Below are 24,731 nucleotides of genomic sequence, written 5' to 3' on the forward strand. Positions count from 1 at the left end.
TCTCGAGGGTCTTACCGGCCGTACCTGAAAGCGCAAGAACCGGGCCCCTACAAAAGAGCGCTGCTTTATACCAGAAAGCCCTCAGCGCAACAAGGTTAAACGCACATTCCCCGGCGCGCTTCGCACTGCAATTTCCGCTTCCAGACCTGCCAGCAACAGCAATAGCGCAGATCGACCGCTCGTCGCCAAGACTGATTGCCCTGCCTTCGTTTAATAGCCTAGGGTAAGACCTGCGCCAGCGTCCCCACGCGACCAAGGAGTTTGCCATGCGTCTCGCCGCCCTACCGCTACTGCTCGTTCCACTGATTACGCCCGCCCTGACCCAGGCCAGTACGCTCAGCGTCTGCACTGAGGCCAGCCCAGATGGCTTTGATGTGGTGCAGTACAACTCGCTGACCACCACCAACGCATCAGCCGACGTGCTGATGAACCGCCTGGTGGATTTCGATGCGACCAGCGGCACGTTGCAGCCGAGCCTGGCGCAAGCCTGGGAAGTCAGCCCGGATGGCCTGAGTTACAGCTTCACCCTGCGTCCGGACGTGCAGATCCATAAGACCGAGTACTTCACCCCCAGCCGCGCATTGAATGCCGATGACGTGCTGTTCAGCTTGCAGCGCATGCTTGATCCGGCGCACCCGTGGCACAAGGTCGCCCCCAGTGGTTATCCCCACGCCCAGTCGATGCAGCTACCGAGCCTGATCAAATCCATCGAAAAAACCGGCGAACACAGCCTGCGCTTTAGCCTTAACCGCCCGGATGCCACCTTTCTCGCCACCTTGAGCATGGGCTTCGCGTCTATTTACTCCGCCGAGTACGCCGCGCAATTACTGGCAGCCGGTACGCCGGAAACCCTCAACAGCCAGCCCATCGGCACAGGGCCGTTTGTCTTCAAGCGCTTCCAGAAGGACGCCAGCGTGCGCTACAGCGCCAACCCGAGCTACTTCGCAGGCAAGCCTGCGGTGGACAATCTGGTATTCGCGATCACACCCGACGCCAACGTGCGCTTGCAGAAGTTACGCCGCGGTGAGTGCCATATCGCACTGTCGCCGAAACCACAGGATGTTCAGGCGATCAGCGCTGATAACAACCTGAAAAGCACCCACACCGCAGCCTTTATGACCGCCTTCGTCGGCATCAACAGTCAGCATCCACCGTTGGATCAACCCGCCGTACGCCAGGCGATCAACCTGGCGTTCGATAAATCCAGCTACCTCAAGGCAGTATTCGAAAATAGCGCCGAGGCCGCCAACGGCCCCTATCCACCGAATACCTGGAGCTACGCCAGCGAACTGCCCGGTTACCCCCACGACCCGCAGAAAGCCCGCGACCTGCTCAAGCAGGCCGGCCTAGCCGATGGCTTCAGCACCACCATCTGGACCCGCCCCACCGGCAGCGTACTCAACCCCAACCCGAGCCTGGGCGCGCAGTTGCTGCAGGCTGACCTCGCCAAAGTCGGCATCAAAGCGGAAATCCGCGTGATTGAATGGGGCGAGCTGATTCGCCGCGCCAAAGCTGGCGAGCATGACCTGCTATTTATGGGCTGGGCAGGCGACAACGGTGACCCGGACAACTTCCTCACCCCGCAGTTTGCCTGCGCCTCGCTCGAATCCGGGCTGAACTTCGCGCGCTATTGCGATCCGCAACTGGACAAGCTGATCGCCGATGGCAAAAGCACCAGCGACCAGGCGCAGCGCAGCCAGTTGTATAAAAAGGCGCAAACGATCATCCAGCAACAAGCGCTGTGGCTGCCGCTGGCCCACCCGACCGCCTATGCGCTGACGCGCAAGCAGGTCGAGGGTTATCAGGTCAGCCCGTTCGGTCGCCAGGACTTTTCCAAGGTACGCCTGGCGCCTTAGAGCCAACCGTACTCGGCCATCGACAGCGGCTCACCGTCGCCGACGATAAAGTGGTCGAGTACGCGCACATCCACCAGCTCCAGCGTCTCTTTCAGGCGGCGGGTCAGCACCCGATCCGCCTGACTGGGCTCGGCGACACCGGACGGATGATTATGGGTCAGAATCAGCGCAGCCGCGTTGTGCGCCAAGGCGCGCTTGACCACCTGACGGGGGTAAACACTGGCACTGTCGATGGAGCCATGAAATAGCGCTTCAAAGGCCAGCACTCGGTGCTTGGCATCGAGAAACAGACAGCCGAACACCTCATGCGGCTCGTGGCGTAGCAGCGCTTTCAGGTAATCGCGCACGGCCTGCGGGCTTTCCAGCGCCGAATCGCGGCGCAGTTGTTCGGCCAGGTGCCGACGTGCCATCTCCAGCACCGCCTGCAGCTGGGCGAATTTAGCGGGCCCCAGGCCTAGCCGCTGACTGAACGAAGACAGGTCGGCCTGTAACAAAGCACGCAGACTGCCGAAGTCGCCCAACAGGTGACGCGCCAGATCCACAGCACTCTGCCCAGCCACTCCGGTGCGCAAGAAAATTGCCAACAACTCAGCGTCGGTGAGCGCGGCGGCGCCTTGAGCGAGGAGTTTTTCCCGTGGGCGCTCGGCCGCCGGCCAATCACGAATACTCATCACACCTCCATGTGCGCTAAAAGGCGCGACAAAGCGCCACGTCAGCGAGCGCAAAGCCAAGCCAGGCAAGCACTTGGCAGCGCTACTCGCATACAACCCTTGTGCTATCGTAGCCCAACTTTTATGCGGCGACCGGCCTGGGGAGGTGTCAGCGTCGCGGTGTATACCCATCTCTATAAAAGGCAGGCCTATGCAGCGGCTGTATCGGAAACGCATCATTGTTGGCGTGGGCGGCGGTATTGCCGCCTATAAAAGTGCTGAGCTGATTCGCCGACTCAAGGACCAGGACGCCGACGTGCGCGTGGTCATGACCAAAGGTGGTCGAGAGTTCATCACCCCGCTGACCCTGCAAGCCCTGTCCGGGCATCCGGTGCACCTCGACCTGCTCGACCCCGAGGCCGAAGCGGCCATGGGCCATATCGAGCTGGCACGCTGGGCTGACCTGGTCCTCATCGCCCCCGCCACTGCCGACCTCATGGCGCGCCTGGCTCAAGGTGTCGCCGATGACCTGCTGACCACACTGGTGCTGGCCACCGACGCCACCGTCGCTCTCGCACCAGCAATGAACCAGGCCATGTGGCGCGACCCAGCGACCCAGGCCAATGCCCAGCTGCTGACCCAACGCGGCCTGCACCTGTTCGGCCCAGCCGCAGGCAGCCAGGCCTGCGGCGATGTCGGCCTGGGTCGTATGCTCGAAGCGGAACAGCTGGTGCAGTGTGCCGCTGACTGCTTCCAGCATCAGGCACTGACCGGCAAGCATGTGCTGATCACAGCGGGCCCGACCCAGGAAAACATCGACCCGGTGCGCTACATCACCAACCACAGCTCCGGCAAAATGGGTTTTGCCCTCGCCGAAGCGGCAGCTGAGGCCGGCGCTAAAGTCACCCTGATCAGCGGCCCAGTACACCTGCCCACACCTGAGCGCGTTACCCGCATCAACGTCACCAGCGCCCGCGACATGCTCGCCGCCTGCGAAGCCGCGATGCCCTGCGACCTGCTGATCGCCGCCGCTGCGGTGGCCGATTACCGCCCGGAAGTGGTCGCCCAGCACAAATTGAAAAAAGACCCCACCAGTGGTGATGGCCTACTCCTGCAAATGGTCCGCAACCCGGATATTCTCGCCACCCTGGCGGGGCGTAGCGACCGGCCGTTCAGCGTCGGCTTTGCCGCCGAAACCGAAAATCTGCTGGAGTACGCCTCGCGCAAACTACGCGACAAGAATCTCGACCTGATTGTCGCCAATGACGTGGCCAACCCCAGCATCGGCTTCAACAGCGAAGAAAACGCCATCACCATCATCGACCGTGAACTGCAACAAAGCAGCTTTGCCCAGACCAGCAAGAGCAAGATTGCCCGCCAGCTGGTGAGCTTTATTGCCGAGCGCATTGCCAGCTGCTGACGCCCACTTACCGAACAGAGCCCGATATGCACGCCTTACAAGCCAAGATCCTCGACCCGCGCCTGGGCACCGAATTTCCGCTGCCGCACTACGCCACACCGGGCTCCGCCGGCCTCGACCTGCGTGCCATGCTCAAGCAGGAGCTGGTGCTTGAGCCGGGGCAAACCGTGTTGATCCCCACTGGCCTGTCGATCTATATCGGCGACCCCGGCCTGGCCGCAATGATCCTGCCGCGCTCGGGCCTGGGTCACAAACACGGCATCGTGCTGGGAAACCTCGTCGGGCTGATCGACTCGGACTACCAGGGCGAATTGATGGTGTCTTGCTGGAACCGCGGACAAAGCGCCTTCACCATCGCCATCGGCGAACGCATCGCCCAGCTGATTCTGGTCCCGGTGGTGCAAGCGCATTTCGAACTGGTTGAACAGTTCGATGAGAGTCAGCGTGGCGCAGGTGGCTTTGGCCACTCCGGTAGCCATTGATTGCCTTAATCTAATTTCCAGGATGAATTGCCGAGGAGACGCTGCATGAAACTCTTCAAGCGCACGGCCAAGGACACTGACGAGACAAGCGCCAGCGCCCAACTGACCAGCGCCCCCGCCGAGGTCAAAGCGGCCAAGAACAGCCCCAACGCCCTGTTACCGGGCATGCTGGCTGCCTTGATCGGCATCATCCTGGCCGGTGCACTGCTGTGGTTTGGCCCGCTTAACAGCGCTTACCAGCAGCAACTGCAACAACTCAGTCAGGCGTGGGGCGGTGGTCAGGCGACTGTGCTGCAGAAAGCCCTGCAACAGCTGAGCGCTGACACCCAGGCGGCTGCTCGCAACCCGCAACTGCTGCAGGCCCTACAAAGTCAGGACATTACTCAGGTACGCGCAGCCGAACGCAACCTCACCTACTGGTACGGGGTAGTCGACGCGCACCTCAATGCCCGTGGCCAGGCTGTGCAGGACATGGGCCGCAGCGCGCCGATGAACTTCGCCGCGCTGGACATGCTGCGCCGCGCCGAAAACGGCCAGACGCCTGCACCCGAGGCCTACAAGGTCGGCCAACGCTGGCTGGTGTATAGCGCCGCGCCGCTGCGTCTAAGCGAAGGTGAGCCGCTGCATGGCACCCTGCTGCTGGCTGTAGACTTGGAGCGTCTGCTCGCTAGCCTACCGGTGATGCCTGCCGAAATCGGCCAGATCCAGCTGATCCAGCAATTTAATAACACCGCTGCCCAGGTCCTGGCCCAGCGCGGTGACGCGCAAGGCAACGCGCAGTCATTCAGCACTGGCAACCCCAACTGGACGGTCAGCTTTACCCCTGGCCCGTCACTGACCAACCCGGTGTTCTCGCCGCTGCTGCTGGCCATCGCCGGGCTACTGGCTCTGGCTGGCGCCATTACCGGCCTCTACCTGCTGCAGAGCAGCCTGCAACGCCACCTGCGTGACGACGTGCTGCAGCTGGGGCAGATGCTCAAGGAGCTGTCCGCCGGCAAGGCCGTCAAGGCGTTCAGCCTGAGCCTGCCTGCCCTGGATATTCTGGCGCAAAACCTTGCACGCATGCCGCGCCGCGCTACGGAACAGGCCGCCGCCCCGACTAATAATGCAGGCGCAGTCAATCCAGGCGTCGCCGCTATGCAGACGCCTGCCAGCGCCATGGTCGACCCCCTGTTTCAGGACACCGACATCCTCGATATCGATATTCTCGATGAAGACCAGGACCTGCTCGGCCTCGATGAACCGACGCCAGCCCCCCTGCAGACGAAAGCACCCAAACTGCCAGCCGATATCTTCCGCGCCTACGATATTCGTGGCGTAGTCGGTCGCAGCCTGAATGCCGAAACCGCCTACTGGATCGGCCGCGCCATCGGCTCACAAAGCCTGGCCCAGGGCGAGCCGAACATCGCCGTCGGCCGCGACGGCCGTCTGTCCGGCCCGGAACTGGCGCAACAGCTGATCCAGGGCCTGCTCGACTGCGGCTGTAACGTAAGCGATGTCGGCATGGTGCCGACGCCTGTGGTGTATTACGCAGGGCATATCCTCACCGGCAAATCAGCGGTGATGCTCACTGGCAGCCACAACCCACGCGATTACAACGGGTTCAAGATCGTCATAGCCGGCGATACCCTGGCCAACGAACAGATCCAGGCGCTGAAAGCACGCATCGACAACAACGATCTGGCCAGTGGCGTCGGCACGGTCGAGCAGGTTGACGTGCTGGAGCGCTACTTCAAGCAGATCCGCGACGACATCGCCATGGCCAAGCCCATGCGCGTGGTAGTCGATTGCGGCAACGGCGTAGCCGGAGTGATCGCGCCGCAATTGATCGAGGCTCTGGGCTGCTCGGTTATTCCGCTGTACTGCGAAGTCGACGGCAACTTCCCCAACCATCATCCGGACCCCGGCAAGCCGGAAAACCTGGCGGACCTGATTGCCAAGGTGAAAAGCGAGAAAGCCGATATCGGCCTGGCCTTCGACGGCGACGGCGACCGCGTCGGTGTGGTGACCAATACCGGTACCGTCGTCTACCCCGACCGCCTGCTGATGCTGTTCGCCAAAGACGTGGTGTCACGCAACCCCGGCGCGGACATCATCTTCGACGTCAAATGCACGCGCCGCCTGACCCCGCTGATCAGCGGCTACGGCGGCCGGCCGGTGATGTGGAAAACCGGTCACTCGCTGATTAAGAAAAAAATGAAGGAAACCGGCGCGCTGCTGGCCGGCGAAATGAGCGGGCATATCTTCTTCAAGGAGCGCTGGTTCGGCTTTGACGATGGCATCTATGCCGCCGCCCGCCTGCTGGAAATCCTCAGCCAGGATCGCCGCGACGCTGAACACGTGTTCAGCGCCTTCCCCAATGACATTGCCACCCCGGAAATCAATATCCAGGTCACCGAGCAGAGCAAGTTCAGCATCATCGAGCGCCTGCAGCGCGACGGTGTATGGGGTGAAGGCAATATCACCAACCTCGATGGCGTACGCGTCGACTACCCCAAAGGCTGGGGCCTGGTGCGCGCGTCCAACACCACGCCGGTGCTGGTACTGCGCTTCGAGGCGGAAACCGAAGAAGAACTTGAACGGATCAAGGAAGTCTTCCGTGCCCAGCTGTACAGCACGGTACCCGACCTCGATCTACCGTTCTGATTGATTAGCGAATTTTCTACTGGAGCCCTGCATGACCCTCGAACGTGATGCCGCCACCAACGTCGCCAAGGTACTGTCCGAAGCGCTGCCGTATATCCGCCGCTTCGTCGGCAAGACGCTGGTGATCAAATACGGCGGCAACGCCATGGAAAGCGAAGAGCTCAAGCAAGGCTTCGCCCGCGACATCGTGCTGATGAAGGCGGTGGGCATCAACCCGGTAGTCGTCCACGGCGGTGGTCCGCAGATCGGTGATCTGCTCAAGCGCCTATCCATCGAAAGCCACTTTGTCGACGGCATGCGCGTCACCGATACCGCGACCATGGACGTGGTGGAAATGGTCCTCGGCGGCCAGGTCAACAAGAGCATCGTCAATCTGATCAACCAGCACGGCGGCAGCGCCATCGGCCTGACCGGTAAGGATGCCCAGCTGATCCGCGCCAAGAAACTTACCGTGACCCGGCAGACGCCGGAGATGACCCAGCCGGAAATCATCGATATCGGCCATGTCGGCGAAGTCACCGGGGTCAACATCGACCTGCTGAACATGCTGGTCAAGGGCGACTTTATTCCGGTCATTGCACCGATTGGCGTCGGCCAGGATGGCGAGTCATACAACATCAACGCTGACTTGGTGGCTGGCAAGGTTGCTGAAGCGCTGAAAGCCGAAAAGCTGATGCTGCTGACCAACATCGCCGGCCTAATGGACAAGCAAGGCCAGGTGCTGACCGGCCTGACCACCGAACAGGTCGATAGCCTGATCGCCGACGGCACCATCTATGGCGGTATGCTGCCGAAGATCCGCTGCGCCCTGGAAGCGGTGCAAGGCGGGGTGACCAGCGCACATATCATCGACGGTCGCGTACCGAACGCCGTGCTGCTGGAAATCTTCACCGACAGCGGTGTGGGTACCCTGATCTGCAACCGTAAGCGCCACTGAGAACCTGTTTACGATCTGCTGCGCGTCGGCCTTACTGTGTTAAAAACAGGCTCGGAATGCTCATTTACACCAGTAAACTCCGCTTCCTCGCCTGTTTTTTCCTTGTATGGCTCTAGCTCGCAAGATCGTAAATAGCTTCTAAGCATCCATAAGCGAATCAGCCGGGTAATCCTGGCTGATTCAGCCGCCTGATAGCCTGCTGCAACCCTTGCAGCAGGACGCCGCAACACCGAAGCTCAGTGATCCTACTGCCAGCCAGAGGTGCACCACATGCCAACCGCGCCATTCCGTGAAATCTTCAGCTTTTTCCACACGCTGCGCGTGCGCTGGGCCGAAGTCGACCCGCAGAGCATCGTGTTCAACGGCCACTACCTGACCTATGCCGATGTCGCTATCACCGAATACTTCCGTGCCCTGGACATCCGCTATCCGGACGATTTGAGCCGCGACGGCGGAGATTTCTTCGCCATCAAGACTGTGTTGGAGTACTTGGCACCCGCCCGTTTTGATGACGAGTTGAACATTGGCATCCGCGTCGCACGCTTGGGCCGCTCCAGCCTGAGCTTTGCCATGGGCATCTGGTGTGGCGAGCAGGCGCTGACCGCCGGAGAAGTGATTTATGTGCACGCGGACAGTGCAAGCCGCAGCAGCAGTCCGCTACCGGCATGGTTGAGGGAGAAGATTCTGGCCTTTGAGCGCTGCGCGCCCGAGCAATAAAGCTACCGGTTGCGACCCAGCAGCTCCTTGAGGCGATCACGATCAGCATTGAAACTGCTGTCCGCCTCTTTACGTGCAGCCTGATAACGCAGGATGTCGTCCTTGAGACGTTCCTGTTCGGCTTTCTGGTTATCGATCTGCGCCAGCAAATGCGCCGGCACTGCACGCCCCGCACGCTCATGGTCAGCGGCCTGACTTTGCAGGTTGGCCTGCTGCGTACGCACTGACTGCAGGTTGCCGCGCGCCACACCGATCAAACCATCCAACTCAGCCAGCTTGCGCTCACGCGCGCGCTCGACATCGTCTGGCGTGCTGTAGAGCCGCAGCAGCTGTGCATCAGAGCTGGCGCGGGCCTTCTCAGCAAGGATGTGTTTCATTTCCTCCGGGCTGGGCGCCGGCGGGATCACCTGAACCACTCGTCCCTGGTCATTCAACACTTCATAGCCCTTGCTGATGTGCTCTGGCGGCACACCCTGACGGCTAAGCACCGTGGTGCCCTTGTCATCGACGTAGCGGTACAACTCAGCCGCACCCGCCACAACCGGCAGCAGTAGGCCTAGCAACAGCGAACAGCAGGTCTGGGCAGGTCTATGCATCGATGCAGCACCTTATCGACAGGTTAGATTCCGTATTCGGCGCGGTAAGCTTGTACCGCCGGCAGATACTGCTTGAGTTCAGCATCCTCTGCCAGATATTCCAGCACCTGTTCGAGTGACACAATGCTCACCACCGGCATGCTGTAGTCGCGCTCGACCTCCTGAATTGCCGATAACTCGCCTTTGCCACGTTCCTGGCGGTTCAGTGCGATCAGCACACCGGCGGCTTGCGCGCCCTGAGCCTGAATGATCTGCATCACTTCACGAATCGCCGTACCAGCGGTAATCACGTCATCGATGATCAGCACACGACCCGCCAGCGGAGCGCCCACTAGGGTGCCACCTTCGCCGTGATCCTTGGCTTCCTTACGGTTGAAGCACCATGGCATGTCGCGCTGATGATGCTCAGCCAGCGCCACTGCGGTGGTCGCAGCCAGCGGAATACCTTTATAGGCCGGACCAAACAGCACGTCGAAGTCGATGCCACTGTCTACCACCGCTGCGGCGTAGAAACGCCCGAGCTGAGCCAAGGCCAAACCGCTGTCAAACAACCCTGCATTGAAGAAATAAGGACTGATGCGCCCGGATTTGAGGGTGAACTGACCGAAGCGCAGAACCCCACGCTCGATGGCAAAACGGATGAAATCACGTTGATACGCTTGCATTAAAAAGCCCCGGACAGCACGGATTTACTAGGTAATTTAGCTAATAGAGGTGAGCTCGGGTATCATACACGCACGTGATTTTGGGGGCCATTTATGCGGATCATCAGTGTGAACGTGAATGGTATTCATGCGGCAGTCGAGCGCGGTTTGCTCAGTTGGCTGCAAGCACAGAATGCCGACGTCATCTGCCTGCAGGACACCCGCGCCTCCGCCTTTGAACTGGACGACCAAGCCCTCCAACTGGATGGCTATTTCCTCTATGCCTGCGATGCAGAAGTGCCCAGCCAAGGTGGCGTGGCACTGTATTCGCGGTTGCAACCCAAGGCGGTAATCAGCGGCCTCGGCTTTGAAATGGCCGATCGCTACGGGCGCTACCTGCAGGCCGATTTCGACAAAGTAAGTATTGCCACCATGCTGATGCCCTCGGGACAGCAGGGTGATGAAAGCTTGAATCAGAAATTCAAGTTTATGGACGACTTCACCCATTATTTGGACAAGCAGCGCCGAAAGCGCCGCGAGTACATCTATTGCGGCTCGTTCTACGTGGCACACCAGAAGCTCGATGTGAAGAATTGGCGCGACTGCCAGCAATCACCCGGTTTCCTCGCCCCTGAACGCGCCTGGCTGGATGAAGTGATTGGCACCATGGGCTATGTCGACGCGCTGCGCGAAGTCAGCCGCGAAGGCGACCAGTTCAGCTGGTGGCCGGACAGCGAGCAGGCCGAAATGCTTAACCTCGGCTATCGCTTCGACTACCAGCTGCTCACGCCCGGCATGCGCCGCAGCATCCGCAGTGCCCGTCTGCCGCGCCAGCCACGCTTCTCACAGCACGCGCCGCTGATAGTCGATTACGACTGGATGCTCAGCGTATAGCCTGATCAGCAGCGCACAAAAAAGCCGGCTAATAGCCGGCTTTTTGTTGTTCGCACTACGCTTATTTCACCAAGCGCCAGGCAAAGGGGTAACGATAGGCCTGGCCTTCATTGGCTTTGATCCCGGCAATAATCGTCAGCACCAGCGCCGCGATGCTAACCAGCAGCAGCAGCGGGAAACCGATTACCACCACCATCAGCAGGAAGCATAGCAGCGCAGCCAGAGCCACGCTGATCTGGAAATTCAGCGCTTCCTTACCTTGAGCATCGACGAATGGATCAAGGTCCTTCTTGATCTGCCAGACGATCAACGGCCCAAGCAGATTGCCAAAGGGAATCACCAGCCCGAGAAAGGCCGCGAAGTGGCAAAACATAGCCCACTGACGGGCTTCAGGACCGGGAATCGGTTGTGGCGCTTGGGACCCGTCGCTCATGGTGCTTCTCCGTGCGTGATGGGCGTGTAATACAGCTCAATCAGTCTGCCAGTGCTGCTTGTTGCAACTCGAACAGCTCAGTCATGCCTTTTTGCGCCAACGCCAGCATGGCGTTCAGCTCGGCCGGCTGGAATGGCGCACCTTCGGCAGTGCCCTGCACTTCGATAAAGCCACCGGCGCTGGTCATCACCACGTTGAGGTCGGTTTCCGCAGCGGAATCTTCCAGATAATCTAGATCCAGCACCGGCTCGCCCTGATACATGCCTACCGATACGGCGGCAATCATCTGCTTGAGCGGATCACCACCTTTCAGACCGCCACGTTTCTTGATCACTTTCAGCGCGTCGACCAGGGCCACCATGGCACCGGTGATGGACGCGGTGCGAGTACCACCGTCAGCCTGGATCACGTCGCAGTCAACGTACAGGGTGTTCTCGCCCAGCTTCGACATATCCAGCGCGGCGCGCAGCGAACGACCGATTAAACGCTGGATTTCCAGGGTGCGGCCGCCCTGCTTGCCACGGCTGGCTTCACGCTGGTTACGGTCACCAGTGGCGCGCGGCAGCATGCCGTACTCGGCGGTCAACCAACCCTGGCCTTGGCCTTTGAGAAAGCGCGGAACGCCCGACTCGACACTGACCGTGCAAATCACTTTGGTATCGCCAAATTCCACCAGCACCGAACCCTCGGCATGCTTGGTGTAGTTGCGGGTGATGCGAATCGAGCGCAACTGATCGGCGGCGCGGCCACTAGGACGTTTCATCTAGGAATTCCTGCTCTGAATAAAAAATCTGCTCGGCATTATAGGGCCGTAAGCCCGTAGCGGGTGTGCCGAATTGGGAGCGGCCGACGCACTGCGCTACAATCCTGCGCCTTTCGTTCCGACTTTTCGCGAGGTTCACCCATGATCCACAGCATGACTGCCTTCGCCCGCGCCGAACAGGCGAGCGCCAACGGCACCCTGAGCTGGGAGCTGCGCTCGGTCAACCATCGCTACCTGGAATCTCATCTGCGCCTGCCGGAAAGCTTCCGTGACCTCGAAGGCGCGGTACGCGAAGCGCTGCGCAACGGCCTGTCGCGCGGCAAAGTCGAATGCACCCTGCGCTTTAGCGACGACAATGCCGGCAAAGCCCTGCAAGTGAACCTTGAACGCGCCGCCCAGCTGGTCGCCGCCGCCGAAAGCGTTGCCGGCTTGATCAAGCAACCTGCCGCACTCAACCCGCTGGAAGTGCTGGGTTGGCCCGGCGTACTGGTGGCCGACGCCGCCGACCCGCAAGCGCTGAATCAAAGCGCCCTGAGCCTGTTCACCGAGGCGCTGAACGAACTGAAGAACGGCCGCGAGCGCGAAGGCAGCGAACTGGCCAAGCTGCTCAATGAACGCCTGGACAGCATCCTCGAACAGGTCGTCGCCCTGCGCGAACTGGTGCCGCAGATGCTCGCCGGACAACGGCAGAAGATTCTCGACCGCTGCGCCGAGATGCAGGCCGAGCTGGACCCGCAGCGCCTGGAGCAAGAGCTGGTGATCCTCGCGCAAAAAAGTGATGTCGCCGAAGAGCTGGATCGCCTCAGCACCCACGTCAGCGAAGTGCGCCGCGTACTGAAAACTGGGGGCCAGGCCGGTCGGCGCCTGGACTTTCTGATGCAGGAACTCAACCGCGAAGCCAACACCCTCGGCTCCAAGGCCTTCGACACCCGCAGCACTCAGGCGGCGGTAAACCTTAAAGTGCTGATCGAGCAGATGCGCGAACAAGTGCAGAACATCGAGTAAGACAAACCGCTACTGCTACTCTTCGAACAACGCGTTCCAGGATTGATCCATGAGCATAACCACCGGCACCCTCTACATCATTTCCGCCCCGTCCGGCGCAGGCAAAACCAGCCTGGTCAAAGCGCTGATCGACAGCGAGGCGCAGATCCGAGTCTCCGTGTCGCACACCACCCGCGCCATGCGCCCGGGCGAAGTAGATGGAGTGAACTACCACTTCGTCAGCCGCGAGCAGTTTCACGCCATGCTCGATAAGACCGAATTTCTTGAACACGCGGAAGTCTTCGGCAACCTCTACGGCACCTCGCAAGAATGGGTCAAACAGACCCTGCGCGACGGCTTCGACCTGATTCTGGAGATCGACTGGCAAGGCGCGCAACAGGTACGCCGGTTGATGCCGGAAGCCAAATCGATCTTTATTCTGCCGCCGACCCAGGAAGCTCTGCGCCATCGCCTGACCAACCGCGGCCAGGACAGCGGCGAGATCATCGAGCGACGCATGCGTGAAGCCGTCAGCGAGATGAGCCACTACGTCGAATACGACTACCTGTTGATCAACGATGACTTCGCCCACGCCTTGAGCGATCTGAAGGCGATTTTCCGCGCCAATCAGCTGCTGCAAGGCCCGCAACAGCAACGCCATAGTGGTTTGCTCAGCGAGTTACTGGTCTGACTTATCGCACTGCGGCAAATCAAAGCTTCCCTTAATGCTGGTGATTTTTTAGACTATCTAGTCCGCTCGCCCATTTGGGCCCAGCTCTACTACGCATTTGCTACGAGGAACACCATGGCCCGCGTTACCGTCGAAGATTGCCTGGATCACGTTGATAACCGCTTTGAGCTGGTCATGCTCGCTACCAAGCGCTCGCGCCAACTGGCTACCGGTGGCAAAGAACCGAAGCTGGCTTGGGAAAATGACAAGCCGACCGTAGTCGCGCTGCGTGAAATCGCCGCTGGCCTGATGAGCTACGACGTCATCGCCCAAGACGACATCGTCGAAGAAGAGCCACTGTTTGCTGCATTCGAGGAAGAGGCTAACGAGCCTCTGTAAGCCTATGCCGGGTCGACGTCGTCAGGCGCAGGGTCATCTGAATCGGCAAGGGGAGCGCCCATGCCGAGCATAGACGCCCTCGCCGACAGACTTTCGACCTACCTCGACGGCGACCAGGTCAACCTGGTTCGCCGCGCTTATTTCTACGCCGAACAAGCCCACGACGGCCAACGCCGCCGCAGCGGCGAAGCCTACGTCACCCATCCCCTGGCAGTGGCGAGCATCCTGGCTGACATGCACATGGACCATCAGAGCCTGATGGCCGCGATGCTGCATGACGTGATCGAAGACACCGGTATCGCCAAGGAAGCCCTGGACGCGCAGTTCGGCGAATCCGTGGCTGAACTGGTTGATGGGGTCAGCAAACTGACCCAGATGAACTTCGAGACCAAAGCCGAGGCCCAGGCCGAGAACTTCCAGAAAATGGCCATGGCCATGGCCCGCGATATCCGGGTGATTCTGGTCAAACTGGCCGACCGTCTGCACAACATGCGCACCCTGGAAGTGCTGTCCGGCGAAAAACGCCGACGCATCGCCAAGGAAACCCTGGAAATCTACGCACCGATTGCCAACCGTCTGGGCATGCACAGCATGCGTATCGAGTTCGAAGACCTGGGTTTCAAGGCCATGCATCCGATGCGCTCCGAGCGCATCCGCACAGCGGTCAAGCGTGCTCGTGGCAACCGCAAGGAAATCGTCAACAAGATCGAAGAGTCGATCACTCACTGCCTGGCCCGCGAAGGCATGGAAGGCGAGGTGATGGGCCGCGAGAAGCACCTCTACGGCATCTACCAGAAGATGCGTGGCAAGCGCCGGGCGTTCAACGAAATCATGGACGTCTACGCCTTCCGCATCGTCGTCGACAAGGTCGACACCTGCTACCGCGTACTCGGTGCCGTGCATAACCTGTACAAGCCCCTGCCCGGCCGCTTCAAGGATTACATCGCAATCCCCAAAGCAAACGGCTACCAGTCGCTGCACACCACGCTGTTCGGCATGCACGGCGTACCGATCGAGATTCAGATCCGCACCCGTGAGATGGAAGAGCTGGCCAACAACGGAATTGCCGCACACTGGCTGTACAAATCTAACGAGGAAGACCAGCCCAAGGGCAGCCACGCCCGCGCGCGGCAGTGGGTCAAGGGCGTGCTGGAAATGCAGCAACGCGCCGGCAACTCGCTGGAATTTATCGAGAGCGTGAAGATCGACCTGTTCCCCGACGAGGTCTACGTGTTCACGCCCAAGGGCCGCATCATGGAGCTGCCGAAAGGCTCCACAGCGGTCGACTTCGCTTACGCGGTGCACACCGACGTCGGCAACACCTGCATCGCCTGTCGTATCAACCGCCGCCTGGCGCCGCTCTCGCAAGCTCTGGAAAGTGGTTCGACGGTGGAAATCGTCACCGCTCCCGGCGCTCGGCCAAATCCGGCCTGGTTGAGCTTCGTGGTCACCGGCAAGGCCCGTACACATATTCGTCATGCGCTGAAGCTGCAGCGCCGCTCGGAATCCATCAGCCTTGGCGAACGCCTGCTGAACAAAGTACTGGCCGGTTTCGACAGCCGCGTCGACAAGCTCTCGCCCGAGCGGGTGCAGGCGGTGCTCGCCGAATACCATCAGGACGTCATCGAAGACCTGCTGGAAGACATCGGCCTGGGCAACCGCATGGCCTATGTAGTGGCGCGCCGCCTGCTCAGTGACAGCAACGAAGCGCTGCCGAGCAGCGAAGGGCCGCTGGCGATCCGTGGCACTGAGGGTCTGGTGCTGAGCTACGCCAAATGCTGCACGCCGATTCCGGGCGACCCGATTGTCGGCCACCTGTCTGCCGGCAAAGGCATGGTGGTGCACCTGGACAGCTGCAAGAACATCGGCGAGATCCGTCACAACCCGGAAAAATGCATCCAGCTGTCCTGGGCCAAGGACGTTACCGGCGAGTTCAATGTCGAGCTGCGCGTCGAGCTTGAGCACCAGCGCGGTCTGATCGCCCTGCTGGCAGGCAGCGTGAATGCCGCCGACGGCAATATCGAGAAGATCAGCATGGACGAGCGCGATGGCCGCATCAGCGTCGTGCAGCTGGTGGTCAGCGTGCATGACCGCGTACATCTAGCCCGCGTGATCAAGAAGCTGCGCGCCCTGACCGGGGTGATCCGCATCACCCGCGCGCGCGCCTGATCGGCGAATACCCGAATTGAACAGCGCAATCAGCCGCCAGCTGTACTTTGACAGCCGCTGTGGCTTTCACCCAACCTAGGCAATCTAACTGGCAGCGTGCCGATGGCGCTGCAGTGTTCCCCCACATCAGCTTTACAGGAGTTCCCATGAGCAAGAGCGTTATCACCAGCGACAAGGCCCCAGCCGCAATCGGCACCTACTCCCAGGCGATCAAAGCGGGCAACACCGTGTACATGTCCGGACAGATCCCGCTGGACCCGAAAACAATGGAGCTGGTGGAAGGCTTCGAAGCCCAGACCGTGCAGGTATTTGAGAACCTCAAGGCCGTAGCCGAAGCCGCTGGCGGTTCGTTTAAGGACATCGTCAAGCTGAACATCTTCCTCACCGACCTGTCGCACTTCGCCAAGGTCAATGAAGTCATGGGCCGTTACTTCGAGCAGCCCTACCCGGCCCGCGCCGCCATCGGCGTAGCCGCCCTGCCACGTGGCTCGCAGGTAGAAATGGACGCTATTCTGGTTCTCGAATAAGCCCCTCGGCGGGGCCGCGGTCCCGCCCTTCTCTCTTGAGGACGCCGCATGCGTTGCCTGTTTGTTGCCCTGCTCACCGGCGTCCTGCTCAGCGGTTGCGCCAGCACACCGCAAGACCCAAGCGGCACTTGGATCAACCAGGCCGCCATTGAAGCTGCCGTCAAAAGCGGCAATCTGCGCGAAGCCTTGCTGGCTTATGGGCCTAACCTGGAGTGGCAGCTCGACAGCCCGCGCCAGCTGGCCAGTTTCAGCAACGGTTTTGAACGTGGTGAAGGTCGTTTTAAACGCCAGGCAGATGGCGAGCTGCGCGTGCACTTCTACGGTGACTTTGAAGAAAGCCTAAGCCTTAACAATGACGAGCTGATTCAGGCGCAGAGCGATACCTGGCCGGAGCAGCGCTTTGTCCGCGCACCGACAGCCCCAGGTCCACTTGCACCGCCAGGGAGCAGCTTCGAGCAGGCGTTGTACAGCGCCTACCTGGGCGGCACCTGGTTGATTGAGGAAGGTCTGGGCCAAGGCGGTCTGGTACTGTTCCAGGCCGACGGCAGCTTGCAGGGCCTGCCAGGCGCAGAGCGTTATGCGTTGTGTCTCGCAGGTGATTGCGCGGCCATGAGCGGCGAGTTCGACAGCCTCTGGCTGCAGCTGGGCGACCAGGGGCAGAGCTGGCTGTTCGAGCTTGAAGGCGACCAATTGCGCGTCTTTGAAGCGCTCAATCGCTCACAGATCGATGAAATGCCCAACTACTACAAAGGCCAGCAGCGCTGGCTGTTGGTCAAACGCTAAACCGCGCGAAATGCCAAGCTACAGCTGCTGCAAAATCGCCCGGTAACCCTCGCGGTAGCTCGGGTACTGAGGCGTCCAACCCAAGGCGCGAGCACGGGCGTTGCTGCAGCGTTTGCTGCCGGAACGGCGCACCGTTGAGTCGTCAGACCAATGACTGATTTCCAGCTGCTCACGCAACCACGCCACCACGTCATGCAGCGGCGCAGGCTGATCGTCGACGCCGATATAGCAGTTATCCAGCGCCACACCACGGGCATCGGCCTGCAGCAGATAGGCCAGTAGCCCAGCCGCGTCATCGACATGGATGCGGTTGCCATACAACGGCGGCTCACTGACCACCCGATAACCCTGACGCACTTGCTTGAGTAACCACTCGCGGCCGGGACCATAGAGGCCGGTAAGGCGCACCAGGCTGGCTGGCAGCCCGCTGTTCAACGCCAGTTGTTCAGCCTCGCGCATGATACGGCCGGAATAGCTGTCAGCCTCTGCAGGGGACTGCTCATCCACCCATTCACCGAGTTGTTGGCCATAGACGCCACTGCTGGAAACAAACAGCAGGCGCTTGGGCCGTTGGCTGTATTGCGCAAGCCAGGTGAGCACGCGGCGCAAGCCATCGACATAGGCGGCGCGGTAACCGGCCTCATCATGGTCAGTGGCGGCCGCGCAATACACCAGGTAATCCAGCGGTTCGCTCGGCCAGGCGGCCGGGCAGGCATCGGCATGCAGATCGCCGGCTACCGGGCGAATACCCTGTGGCAGCAGCGCCACACTGCGGCGCAGGCCATACACCGTCCAGCCTGCAGCGCTTAGCTGCTGACCCAGACGGCCGCCGACATCACCACAGCCGGCAATCATCAGTGTCTTACTCATCGTTGCGTATTCCTTAGGGGCTGTTGCTTATCAGGGCAACAGTGCCACCAAGCTGGCCTGTTGCACCAGCTCCAGTAGCGGCTGCGGATACACACCGAGGAAGAACGCCAGCAACGCGACGAACAGCAACATCACACCACCCGCCTGCTGCCCCCAATGCAGAGGCGCGTCATGGCGGCGCAGGTTCGGCTCGACCATAAACAGGGTGACCATCACCCGCAGGTAATAGAACACACCGATAGCACTGCCGATCACGAGGGCGGCGAGCAGCCACCACTGCTGCGATTGCACACCAGCAGCGACTACGTAGAACTTGCCGATAAACCCGGCCGTCAGCGGAATGCCAGCCAGCGACAGCATCATCACGGTGAGCACCGCGGTCAGGTAAGGGCGGCGCCAGAACAGCCCACGGTATTCATACAGGGCATCGGCATCACGGCCGCTGTAGGGCGTCGACATCAGGGTAATTACGCCGAATGCACCCAGGCTGGTCAGCACATAGGTGGCCAGGTATACGCCAACCGCTTCCACGGCCAAGCCCTTGCTGGCGATCAACGCCACCAGCAGGTAGCCAAAGTGGGCAATGGAGGAATAACCGAGCAGACGCTTGAGGTTGTTCTGCAACAGCGCCAGCAGGTTGCCGAAGATGATCGAAGCGATGGCGATTAGCGTCAGCAGCTCATTCAACCAGCCGCCTGCGGTGGCCGGCGACATCTGATACAGACGCAACAGCACGGCAAACACGGCGACCTTACTGGCCGTGGCGAGGAAGGCCGCCACCGGCGCCGGCGCGCCCTCGTAAACGTCCGGTGTCCATAAATGGAACGGCACCAGCGACAGCTTGAAGGACAGGCCAATCAGCATCATGCCCACGCCCAACTGCGCCAGCATGCTCGGCAGGCCGTCGGCGGCCAATTTGGCGCCGATGCCAGCGAAGGTCAGGTTGCCCGACTCGGCATACAGCAGCGCCATGCCGAACAGCAAAAATGCCGAACCGGCGGCGGACAGCACCATGTACTTGATGCCGGCTTCCAGCGAACGCTTGTTGAAGAAGGCGTAAGCGATCATGCCGTAGGTCGGAACCGAGAGCAGTTCCAGGCCAATAAACAGGCCTGCCAGATGCTGCGCGCTGACCAGCACCAGACCGCCAGCGGCGGACAGCAGCATCAGTAGGTACAGCTCTTCACGGTTGCCCGGGTAGCCCTTACCGGACTCACCGCCCAGGTAGGCGTGGGTCAGCGTCACACAGGCCAGGGTCGCGGCCAGCACCAGAGCCATGTAGTAGCAGGCGAATTTATCCACCAGCAGCAGCGGCGTAACCTCAATGGGCGTTACGCCCAGGGCCGGCAGCAGTGACAGCAGGGCCAGGTTAAGGCCCAGCACCGAGAGGCCGAAGGTCAGCGTGTGGTTGCGCTTCCAGGCGATGGCCAGCATCACCAGCACCACCGTGGCACTGGTGATCAGCAGCGGCAGCAGCGCGATAAAGTGTTGAGTCGTGAATTCCATACGCTACTTACCGGGCCGGAACAGGTTGATTGAGGGCACTACCCAGCCACTGCTGCACGCCTTGCATGCTGGCGGCGGAGGTGTCGAGCACCGGCTGCGGGTAAACACCGAGCAGGATCAGCAGCACAGCGAGGCCGAGCACCATGCTCAGCTCACGCAGCTGCAGGCCAGGCAAGGCAGTGTCCGCCTTGGCCGGGCCGAAGTAGGCGCGGTGAATCATGATCAGCGAGTAAACCGAGCCGAACACCAGGCCGGTGGCAGCCACCACGGTGACCCATGGCGCACTCTGGAAGCTGCCGATCAGAATCAGGAACTCACCGACGAAGTTACCGGTGCCCGGCAGGCCCAGCGCCGCAGCGGCAAAGAACAGGCTCAGCGCCGGCAGCCAGGGCATGCGCGCCCAGATGCCGCCCATCTCACGCATATCACGAGTATGCAGGCGTTCGTACAGCTGGCCGCAGAGGATAAACAGCGCCGCAGCGGACAGGCCGTGGGCGAGCATCTGCACCACGGCGCCCTGCAGGGCGATCTCGCTGGCCGAGTAGATGGCGATCAGCACAAAGCCCATGTGCGACACGCTGGAATAGGCCACCAGGCGTTTGATGTCGGTCTGCGCGAACGACAGCAGCGCGCCGTAGATGATGGCGAACACGCCAAGCCACTGGGCGATCGGCGCAAACTCGGCTGAGGCATTGGGGAACAGAGGCAGAGCAAAGCGCATCAGGCCATAGGCTGCAGTTTTCAGCAGGATACCGGCCAGATCTACGGAGCCTGCGGTCGGCGCCTGGGCGTGGGCGTCCGGCAGCCAGGAGTGGAATGGCACCACCGGGAACTTCACCGCGAAGGCGATAAAGAAGCCGAGCATCAGGATGTACTCGGTACCAGCCGCCATCTTGGTGTTGAGTAGATCGGCGTAGTTGAAGGTCAGCACGCCGGTTTGGTCGAAGTGCACAAATACCAGGCCGAGAATCGCCAGCAGCATGATCAGGCCGCTGGCCTGGGTGAAGATAAAGAACTTGGTGGCGGCGGTGATGCGGGTCTTGCCGTCGCTGCCGCTATGACCCCAGAGCGCGATGAGGAAATACATTGGCACCAGCATCATTTCCCAGAAGAAGAAGAACAGGAACAGGTCAACGGCAAGGAACACGCCGACCACGCCGCCAAGAATCCACATCAGGTTGAGGTGGAAGAAGCCGACGCGGTTCTGGATCTCGTTCCACGAACAGAGCACCGAGAGCACACCGAGCAGGCCGGTGAGGCTGATCATCAGCACCGACAGGCCGTCCAGTGCCAGGTGCACACTGATGCCGAAACGCTCGATCCACGGCAGTTGGAACTCGGCCGCCCACTGCGGCGCAGCACCCGGCGCAGGCGCCAAGCTGAAGTCGCCAGTGGCCCACAGCCACAGACTCAGACCGAACAGCAAGGCCATGGTCAGCAGGGCGATCCAGCGCGGCAGGATGTTGCCGAAGCGCTCGCACTGCCAGCACAGCAGGCCGCCGATAAAGGGGATCAGGATTAGCCAGGGCAGAATCATGACGGGCTATTTTCCTTAATTCAGAAACAGGAGAACGGCGAGCACCAGCACGGCGCCCCCGGCTATCGATGTGGCGTACCAACGCACCTGGCCGGTCTCGCTGCTGGCCAGCAAGGCGTTGCCGCCACGCGCCAGACGCGGAATCAGGCCAATGCTGCGGTCGATCGGGTCGTGCCCGAGCAACCGGCAAAGCAACAGGTACGGTCGCACAAACAGCTTGTCGTAGAGCCAGTCGAAGCCCCAGGCCGCGAACCACCAGGCCGAGAGGAAGCGCCCCGGCGCGCTCTGCGCCACTGCCGTGGCGAAGCTGCGCTTGCCGAGGAACAGCAGCGCAGCCAGGACGATGCCGATGATGGCAATGGCCCCCGAGGCGATTTCCAGGCTGTGCTTAGCATCACCGCCGGCATGGCCGACGCTTTGCGGCAACACGCCCGCCAAGGGTGGGCTGATCAGCGCACCAATAAAGGTCGACAGCACAATCAGGGTGACCAGCGGCAGCCAGTGTGCGATGCCATGGCCGGCATGGGCTTCAGTCTTCTGCTCGCCATGGAAGGCGATAAAGATCAGGCGGAAGGTGTAGATCGAGGTCAGGAAGGCGCCCGCGAGGCCGGCATACAGCAACCACTGATGACCGCTGGCAAAAGCTTCCCAGAGGATCTCGTCTTTCGAGTAGAAACCGGCCGTGATCAGCGGCAACGCCGCCAGGGCCGCACCGCCGACGATAAAGCTGGCGTAGGCCAACGGCAGTTTCTTCCACAGACCACCCATCTTGAAGATGTTCTGCTCGTGGTGGCAGGCGTTGATCACCGCACCGGAGGCGAGGAACAGCAGGGCCTTGAAGAAGGCGTGGGTCATCAGGTGGAAGATCGCCGCGTCCCAGGCGCCAACGCCCAGGGCAAGGAACATGTAACCGATCTGGCTCATGGTCGAGTAGGCAAGGATGCGCTTGATGTCGGTCTGCACCAGCGCCGCAAAACCAGCCAGCACGAGGGTCACGCCGCCGACGATGCCGACCAGTTCGAGAATCTCCGGGGTCAGCAGAAACAGGCCATGGGTACGGGCGATCAGGTACACGCCGGCGGTAACCATGGTCGCCGCGTGGATCAACGCCGACACCGGGGTCGGACCGGCCATCGCATCGGCCAACCAGGTTTGCAGCGGCAGCTGGGCGGATTTACCCACCGCGCCGCCGAGCAGCATCAGCGTGGCGATCCACAGCCAGCTATCGCCTTCCACGTACTTCTGCGGCGCCAGTGCCATCAGCTCCTGAATATTCAGGGTGCCCAAGTGGAGGAACAGGATAAACAGGCCGATGGCCATAAACACGTCGCCGATACGGGTGACGATAAAGGCCTTGAGCGCCGCGTTGCCGTTGGCGGTGTGCTTGAAGTAGAAGCCGATCAGCAGGTAAGAGCACAGCCCCACGCCTTCCCAGCCGAAGTACAGCACCAGCAGGTTATCGCCCAGCACCAGCAGCAGCATGCTGAAGATAAACAGGTTGGTGTAAGCGAAGAAGCGCGAGTAGCCCTCCTCACCGCGCATATACCAGCTGGCGAACAGGTGAATCAGGAAACCCACGCCGGTAACCACGCCGAGCATGGTCAGCGACAGGCCATCGAGGTACAGGGTGAAGCTCGGCGCAAAACCGGCCACGCTCATCCACTGCCACAGCACCTGCGTAAACACGCCGTTTTCCGGCGGATTAAGGTTGAACTGCACGATCACCCAGGCCGCCGTCAGCGCTGACAGGCCCACCGAACCGACGCCAATCAGCGCGGAGAGGTTCTCGGAGAAACGCCCGCGCGAGAAAGCCAGAAGAAACCAGCCCAGCAGCGGAAATACACAGGTCAGGAATAGAAGGTTCATCCGCGCATCTCGCTGGCAGCGTCGACATCGAGGGTGTTGAAGCGGCGATACAGCTGCAACAGGATCGCCAGGCCAATACTGGCTTCGGCGGCGGCCAGAGTGATCACCAGGATAAACATCACCTGGCCGTCAGGCTGGGCCCAACGGCTGCCGGCCACCACAAAAGCCAGGGCGGTAGCATTCATCATCACTTCCAGGCTCATCAGCACAAACAGGATATTGCGCCGCACCATCAGGCCAATAAGGCCGAGACTGAATAGCACGCCGGCCAGCGCCAGGCCATGCTCCAGGGGAATCGCATTCATGCCGTGGGCTCCTTGGCATCGTGACGGCCGAGGTGATAGGCCGCGACCAGCGCAGCGAGCAGCAGCATCGAAGCCAGCTCCACCGCCAGCAGGTAAGGCCCGTACAGGGCGATACCGACCGCTTTGGCATCAATGGTCTGCAAACCGAGGGCCGCTCCACTGGGCGACTGAAACAGCACATAGAGCAATTGCCCCAGCAACAACGCCGAGAGAATCGCCGGGCCGGTCCAAATACCCGGCGTCAGCCACTGGCGCTCCTGCTCGACCGCCGCCGGGCCGAGGTTGAGCATCATCACCACGAAGACGAACAGCACCATGATCGCGCCGGCGTAGACGATGATTTCCAGCGCGCCGGCAAACGGGGCGCCGAGGGCAAAGAAGGTCATCGCCACGGCCAGCAGCGAGAGAATCAGGTACAGCAGGGCATGCACCGGATTGCTCGCGGTGATCACCCTGAATGTGGCCGCCACGGCAACGCCGGCGGCGAGGTAGAAAGCGAATTCCATGTCCCCTCCTTAGGGCAGTAGGCCTTTGACGTTGATCGGTTCGGCTTCATTCTGCGCAGCACCTTTCGGCTTGCCGGCAATGGCCATACCGGCGACGCGGTAGAAGTTGTAGTCCGGGTTCTTGCCCGGGCCGCTGATCAGCAGGTCTTCCTTCTCGTACACCAGATCCTGACGTTTGAACTCGCCCATCTCGAAATCCGGAGTGAGCTGAATCGCCGTGGTCGGGCAGGCTTCTTCGCACAGGCCGCAGAAGATGCAGCGCGAGAAGTTGATGCGGAAAAAATCCGGGTACCAGCGGCCATCTGGGGTTTCCGCCTTCTGCAGCGAGATACAGCCCACCGGGCAGGCCACCGCACACAGGTTGCAGGCCACACAGCGCTCTTCGCCGTCGGGGTCGCGGGTCAGGACGATGCGCCCGCGATAACGCGGCGGCAGGTACACCGCCTCTTCCGGGTATTGCAGGGTGTCGCGCTTGCGAAAGCCATGGCTGAAGACCATGGCCATGCTGCGCAGTTGGGTGTAGGTGCCGTGCACCACATCCCGTATGTATTTGAACATTCTGTGGTTCTCC

Annotated in this window: 25 protein-coding genes; 13 read left to right on the forward strand and 12 right to left on the reverse strand. The window is 61.1% G+C overall.

Annotated features, from left to right (window positions below; translation table 11 throughout):
* The first annotated feature begins 266 nt into the window (after nt 1-266).
* Nucleotides 267-1,856, forward strand: a complete 1,590-nt coding sequence (locus BLO50_RS07535) for an ABC transporter substrate-binding protein (RefSeq protein ID WP_090250534.1) — start codon at nt 267-269, stop codon at nt 1,854-1,856.
* On the opposite strand, the gene radC is transcribed toward BLO50_RS07535, so the two are convergent.
* On the reverse strand, nt 1,853-2,527 hold the full coding sequence (radC, locus tag BLO50_RS07540) for a RadC family protein (protein WP_090250537.1): 675 nt from the start codon (nt 2,525-2,527) through the stop codon (nt 1,853-1,855). The two genes, BLO50_RS07535 and radC, sit on opposite strands and share 4 nt — an antisense overlap.
* A gap of 190 nt (nt 2,528-2,717) precedes the next feature.
* On the opposite strand from radC, the gene coaBC reads away from it, so the two are divergent.
* From coaBC to BLO50_RS07565, 5 genes are all read left to right on the forward strand, one after another.
* On the forward strand, nt 2,718-3,926 hold the full coding sequence (gene coaBC, locus BLO50_RS07545) for a bifunctional phosphopantothenoylcysteine decarboxylase/phosphopantothenate--cysteine ligase CoaBC (protein WP_090250539.1): 1,209 nt from the start codon (nt 2,718-2,720) through the stop codon (nt 3,924-3,926).
* 26 nt (nt 3,927-3,952) lie between these two features.
* Nucleotides 3,953-4,408: a dUTP diphosphatase gene (gene dut / locus BLO50_RS07550; RefSeq protein ID WP_090250542.1), complete on the forward strand. Its 456-nt coding sequence runs from the start codon at nt 3,953-3,955 to the stop codon at nt 4,406-4,408.
* Nucleotides 4,409-5,665: 1,257 nt separating this feature from the next.
* The gene (algC, locus tag BLO50_RS21915) at nt 5,666-7,054 is read left to right on the forward strand and encodes a phosphomannomutase/phosphoglucomutase (protein ID WP_208597432.1); all 1,389 of its coding nucleotides are present in this window, start codon (nt 5,666-5,668) and stop codon (nt 7,052-7,054) included.
* Between the two features lie 31 nt (nt 7,055-7,085).
* Complete coding sequence (gene argB, locus BLO50_RS07560; RefSeq protein WP_090250547.1) at nt 7,086-7,991, forward strand: acetylglutamate kinase; 906 nt, start codon at nt 7,086-7,088, stop codon at nt 7,989-7,991.
* Between the two features lie 270 nt (nt 7,992-8,261).
* Entirely contained in the window at nt 8,262-8,708 is a 447-nt protein-coding gene (locus BLO50_RS07565) for an acyl-CoA thioesterase (RefSeq protein ID WP_090250549.1), read from the forward strand.
* A gap of 2 nt (nt 8,709-8,710) precedes the next feature.
* On the opposite strand, the gene BLO50_RS07570 is transcribed toward BLO50_RS07565, so the two are convergent.
* Together BLO50_RS07570 and pyrE are read right to left on the reverse strand one after the other, a co-directional pair.
* Complete coding sequence (locus BLO50_RS07570) at nt 8,711-9,304, reverse strand: DUF4124 domain-containing protein (RefSeq protein ID WP_090250551.1); 594 nt, start codon at nt 9,302-9,304, stop codon at nt 8,711-8,713.
* Between the two features lie 23 nt (nt 9,305-9,327).
* Complete coding sequence (gene pyrE, locus BLO50_RS07575; protein WP_090250554.1) at nt 9,328-9,969, reverse strand: orotate phosphoribosyltransferase; 642 nt, start codon at nt 9,967-9,969, stop codon at nt 9,328-9,330.
* Nucleotides 9,970-10,062: 93 nt separating this feature from the next.
* Here pyrE and BLO50_RS07580 point away from each other — a divergent pair, with 93 nt between their 5' ends.
* Nucleotides 10,063-10,842 (forward strand): exodeoxyribonuclease III, encoded by a 780-nt coding sequence (locus BLO50_RS07580; protein WP_090250555.1) that lies wholly within the window; start codon nt 10,063-10,065, stop codon nt 10,840-10,842.
* Between the two features lie 61 nt (nt 10,843-10,903).
* On the opposite strand, the gene BLO50_RS07585 is transcribed toward BLO50_RS07580, so the two are convergent.
* Nucleotides 10,904-11,275: a DUF4870 domain-containing protein gene (locus BLO50_RS07585; RefSeq protein WP_090250556.1), complete on the reverse strand. Its 372-nt coding sequence runs from the start codon at nt 11,273-11,275 to the stop codon at nt 10,904-10,906.
* A gap of 40 nt (nt 11,276-11,315) precedes the next feature.
* Nucleotides 11,316-12,038, reverse strand: a complete 723-nt coding sequence (gene rph, locus BLO50_RS07590; protein WP_090250558.1) for a ribonuclease PH — start codon at nt 12,036-12,038, stop codon at nt 11,316-11,318.
* A gap of 141 nt (nt 12,039-12,179) precedes the next feature.
* Between rph and BLO50_RS07595 the strand changes: the two genes are divergently transcribed.
* The 6 genes from BLO50_RS07595 (at nt 12,180) to BLO50_RS07620 (ending at nt 17,570) form a co-directional block, all read left to right on the forward strand.
* Nucleotides 12,180-13,043, forward strand: coding sequence for a YicC/YloC family endoribonuclease (locus BLO50_RS07595; RefSeq protein ID WP_090250560.1), 864 nt, complete (start codon nt 12,180-12,182; stop codon nt 13,041-13,043).
* Between the two features lie 49 nt (nt 13,044-13,092).
* Complete coding sequence (gene gmk / locus BLO50_RS07600) at nt 13,093-13,713, forward strand: guanylate kinase (RefSeq protein ID WP_090250563.1); 621 nt, start codon at nt 13,093-13,095, stop codon at nt 13,711-13,713.
* 114 nt (nt 13,714-13,827) lie between these two features.
* On the forward strand, nt 13,828-14,091 hold the full coding sequence (rpoZ, locus tag BLO50_RS07605) for a DNA-directed RNA polymerase subunit omega (protein ID WP_090250565.1): 264 nt from the start codon (nt 13,828-13,830) through the stop codon (nt 14,089-14,091).
* Between the two features lie 60 nt (nt 14,092-14,151).
* The gene (spoT, locus tag BLO50_RS07610; protein ID WP_090250567.1) at nt 14,152-16,260 is read left to right on the forward strand and encodes a bifunctional GTP diphosphokinase/guanosine-3',5'-bis pyrophosphate 3'-pyrophosphohydrolase; all 2,109 of its coding nucleotides are present in this window, start codon (nt 14,152-14,154) and stop codon (nt 16,258-16,260) included.
* Between the two features lie 146 nt (nt 16,261-16,406).
* The gene (locus BLO50_RS07615) at nt 16,407-16,787 is read left to right on the forward strand and encodes a RidA family protein (RefSeq protein ID WP_090250570.1); all 381 of its coding nucleotides are present in this window, start codon (nt 16,407-16,409) and stop codon (nt 16,785-16,787) included.
* A gap of 48 nt (nt 16,788-16,835) precedes the next feature.
* Nucleotides 16,836-17,570 carry a hypothetical protein gene (locus tag BLO50_RS07620; protein ID WP_090250572.1) on the forward strand — a complete coding sequence of 245 codons (735 nt, stop codon included), beginning with the start codon at nt 16,836-16,838 and terminating at the stop codon, nt 17,568-17,570.
* 18 nt (nt 17,571-17,588) lie between these two features.
* Here BLO50_RS07620 and BLO50_RS07625 read toward each other — a convergent pair whose 3' ends face one another.
* Genes BLO50_RS07625 through nuoI form a run of 7 tightly spaced genes read right to left on the reverse strand, consistent with a single transcriptional unit; the run spans nt 17,589 to nt 24,718 of the window.
* On the reverse strand, nt 17,589-18,440 hold the full coding sequence (locus BLO50_RS07625; RefSeq protein ID WP_090250575.1) for an SDR family oxidoreductase: 852 nt from the start codon (nt 18,438-18,440) through the stop codon (nt 17,589-17,591).
* Between the two features lie 30 nt (nt 18,441-18,470).
* Complete coding sequence (gene nuoN, locus BLO50_RS07630; RefSeq protein ID WP_090250578.1) at nt 18,471-19,946, reverse strand: NADH-quinone oxidoreductase subunit NuoN; 1,476 nt, start codon at nt 19,944-19,946, stop codon at nt 18,471-18,473.
* Between the two features lie 7 nt (nt 19,947-19,953).
* On the reverse strand, nt 19,954-21,483 hold the full coding sequence (gene nuoM, locus BLO50_RS07635) for an NADH-quinone oxidoreductase subunit M (RefSeq protein ID WP_090250581.1): 1,530 nt from the start codon (nt 21,481-21,483) through the stop codon (nt 19,954-19,956).
* 15 nt (nt 21,484-21,498) lie between these two features.
* Nucleotides 21,499-23,349 carry an NADH-quinone oxidoreductase subunit L gene (gene nuoL / locus BLO50_RS07640; RefSeq protein ID WP_090250584.1) on the reverse strand — a complete coding sequence of 617 codons (1,851 nt, stop codon included), beginning with the start codon at nt 23,347-23,349 and terminating at the stop codon, nt 21,499-21,501.
* Nucleotides 23,346-23,654: an NADH-quinone oxidoreductase subunit NuoK gene (gene nuoK / locus BLO50_RS07645; RefSeq protein ID WP_090250586.1), complete on the reverse strand. Its 309-nt coding sequence runs from the start codon at nt 23,652-23,654 to the stop codon at nt 23,346-23,348. The genes nuoL and nuoK overlap by 4 nt, the downstream gene beginning before the upstream one ends.
* Complete coding sequence (gene nuoJ / locus BLO50_RS07650) at nt 23,651-24,160, reverse strand: NADH-quinone oxidoreductase subunit J (protein WP_090250589.1); 510 nt, start codon at nt 24,158-24,160, stop codon at nt 23,651-23,653. Before nuoJ ends, nuoK begins: the two co-directional genes overlap by 4 nt.
* Nucleotides 24,161-24,169: 9 nt before the next feature.
* Entirely contained in the window at nt 24,170-24,718 is a 549-nt protein-coding gene (gene nuoI, locus BLO50_RS07655) for an NADH-quinone oxidoreductase subunit NuoI (RefSeq protein ID WP_090250592.1), read from the reverse strand.
* Nucleotides 24,719-24,731: the final 13 nt, after the last annotated feature.

Source organism: Pseudomonas peli (genome assembly GCF_900099645.1).
GTDB lineage: Bacteria > Pseudomonadota > Gammaproteobacteria > Pseudomonadales > Pseudomonadaceae > Aquipseudomonas > Aquipseudomonas peli.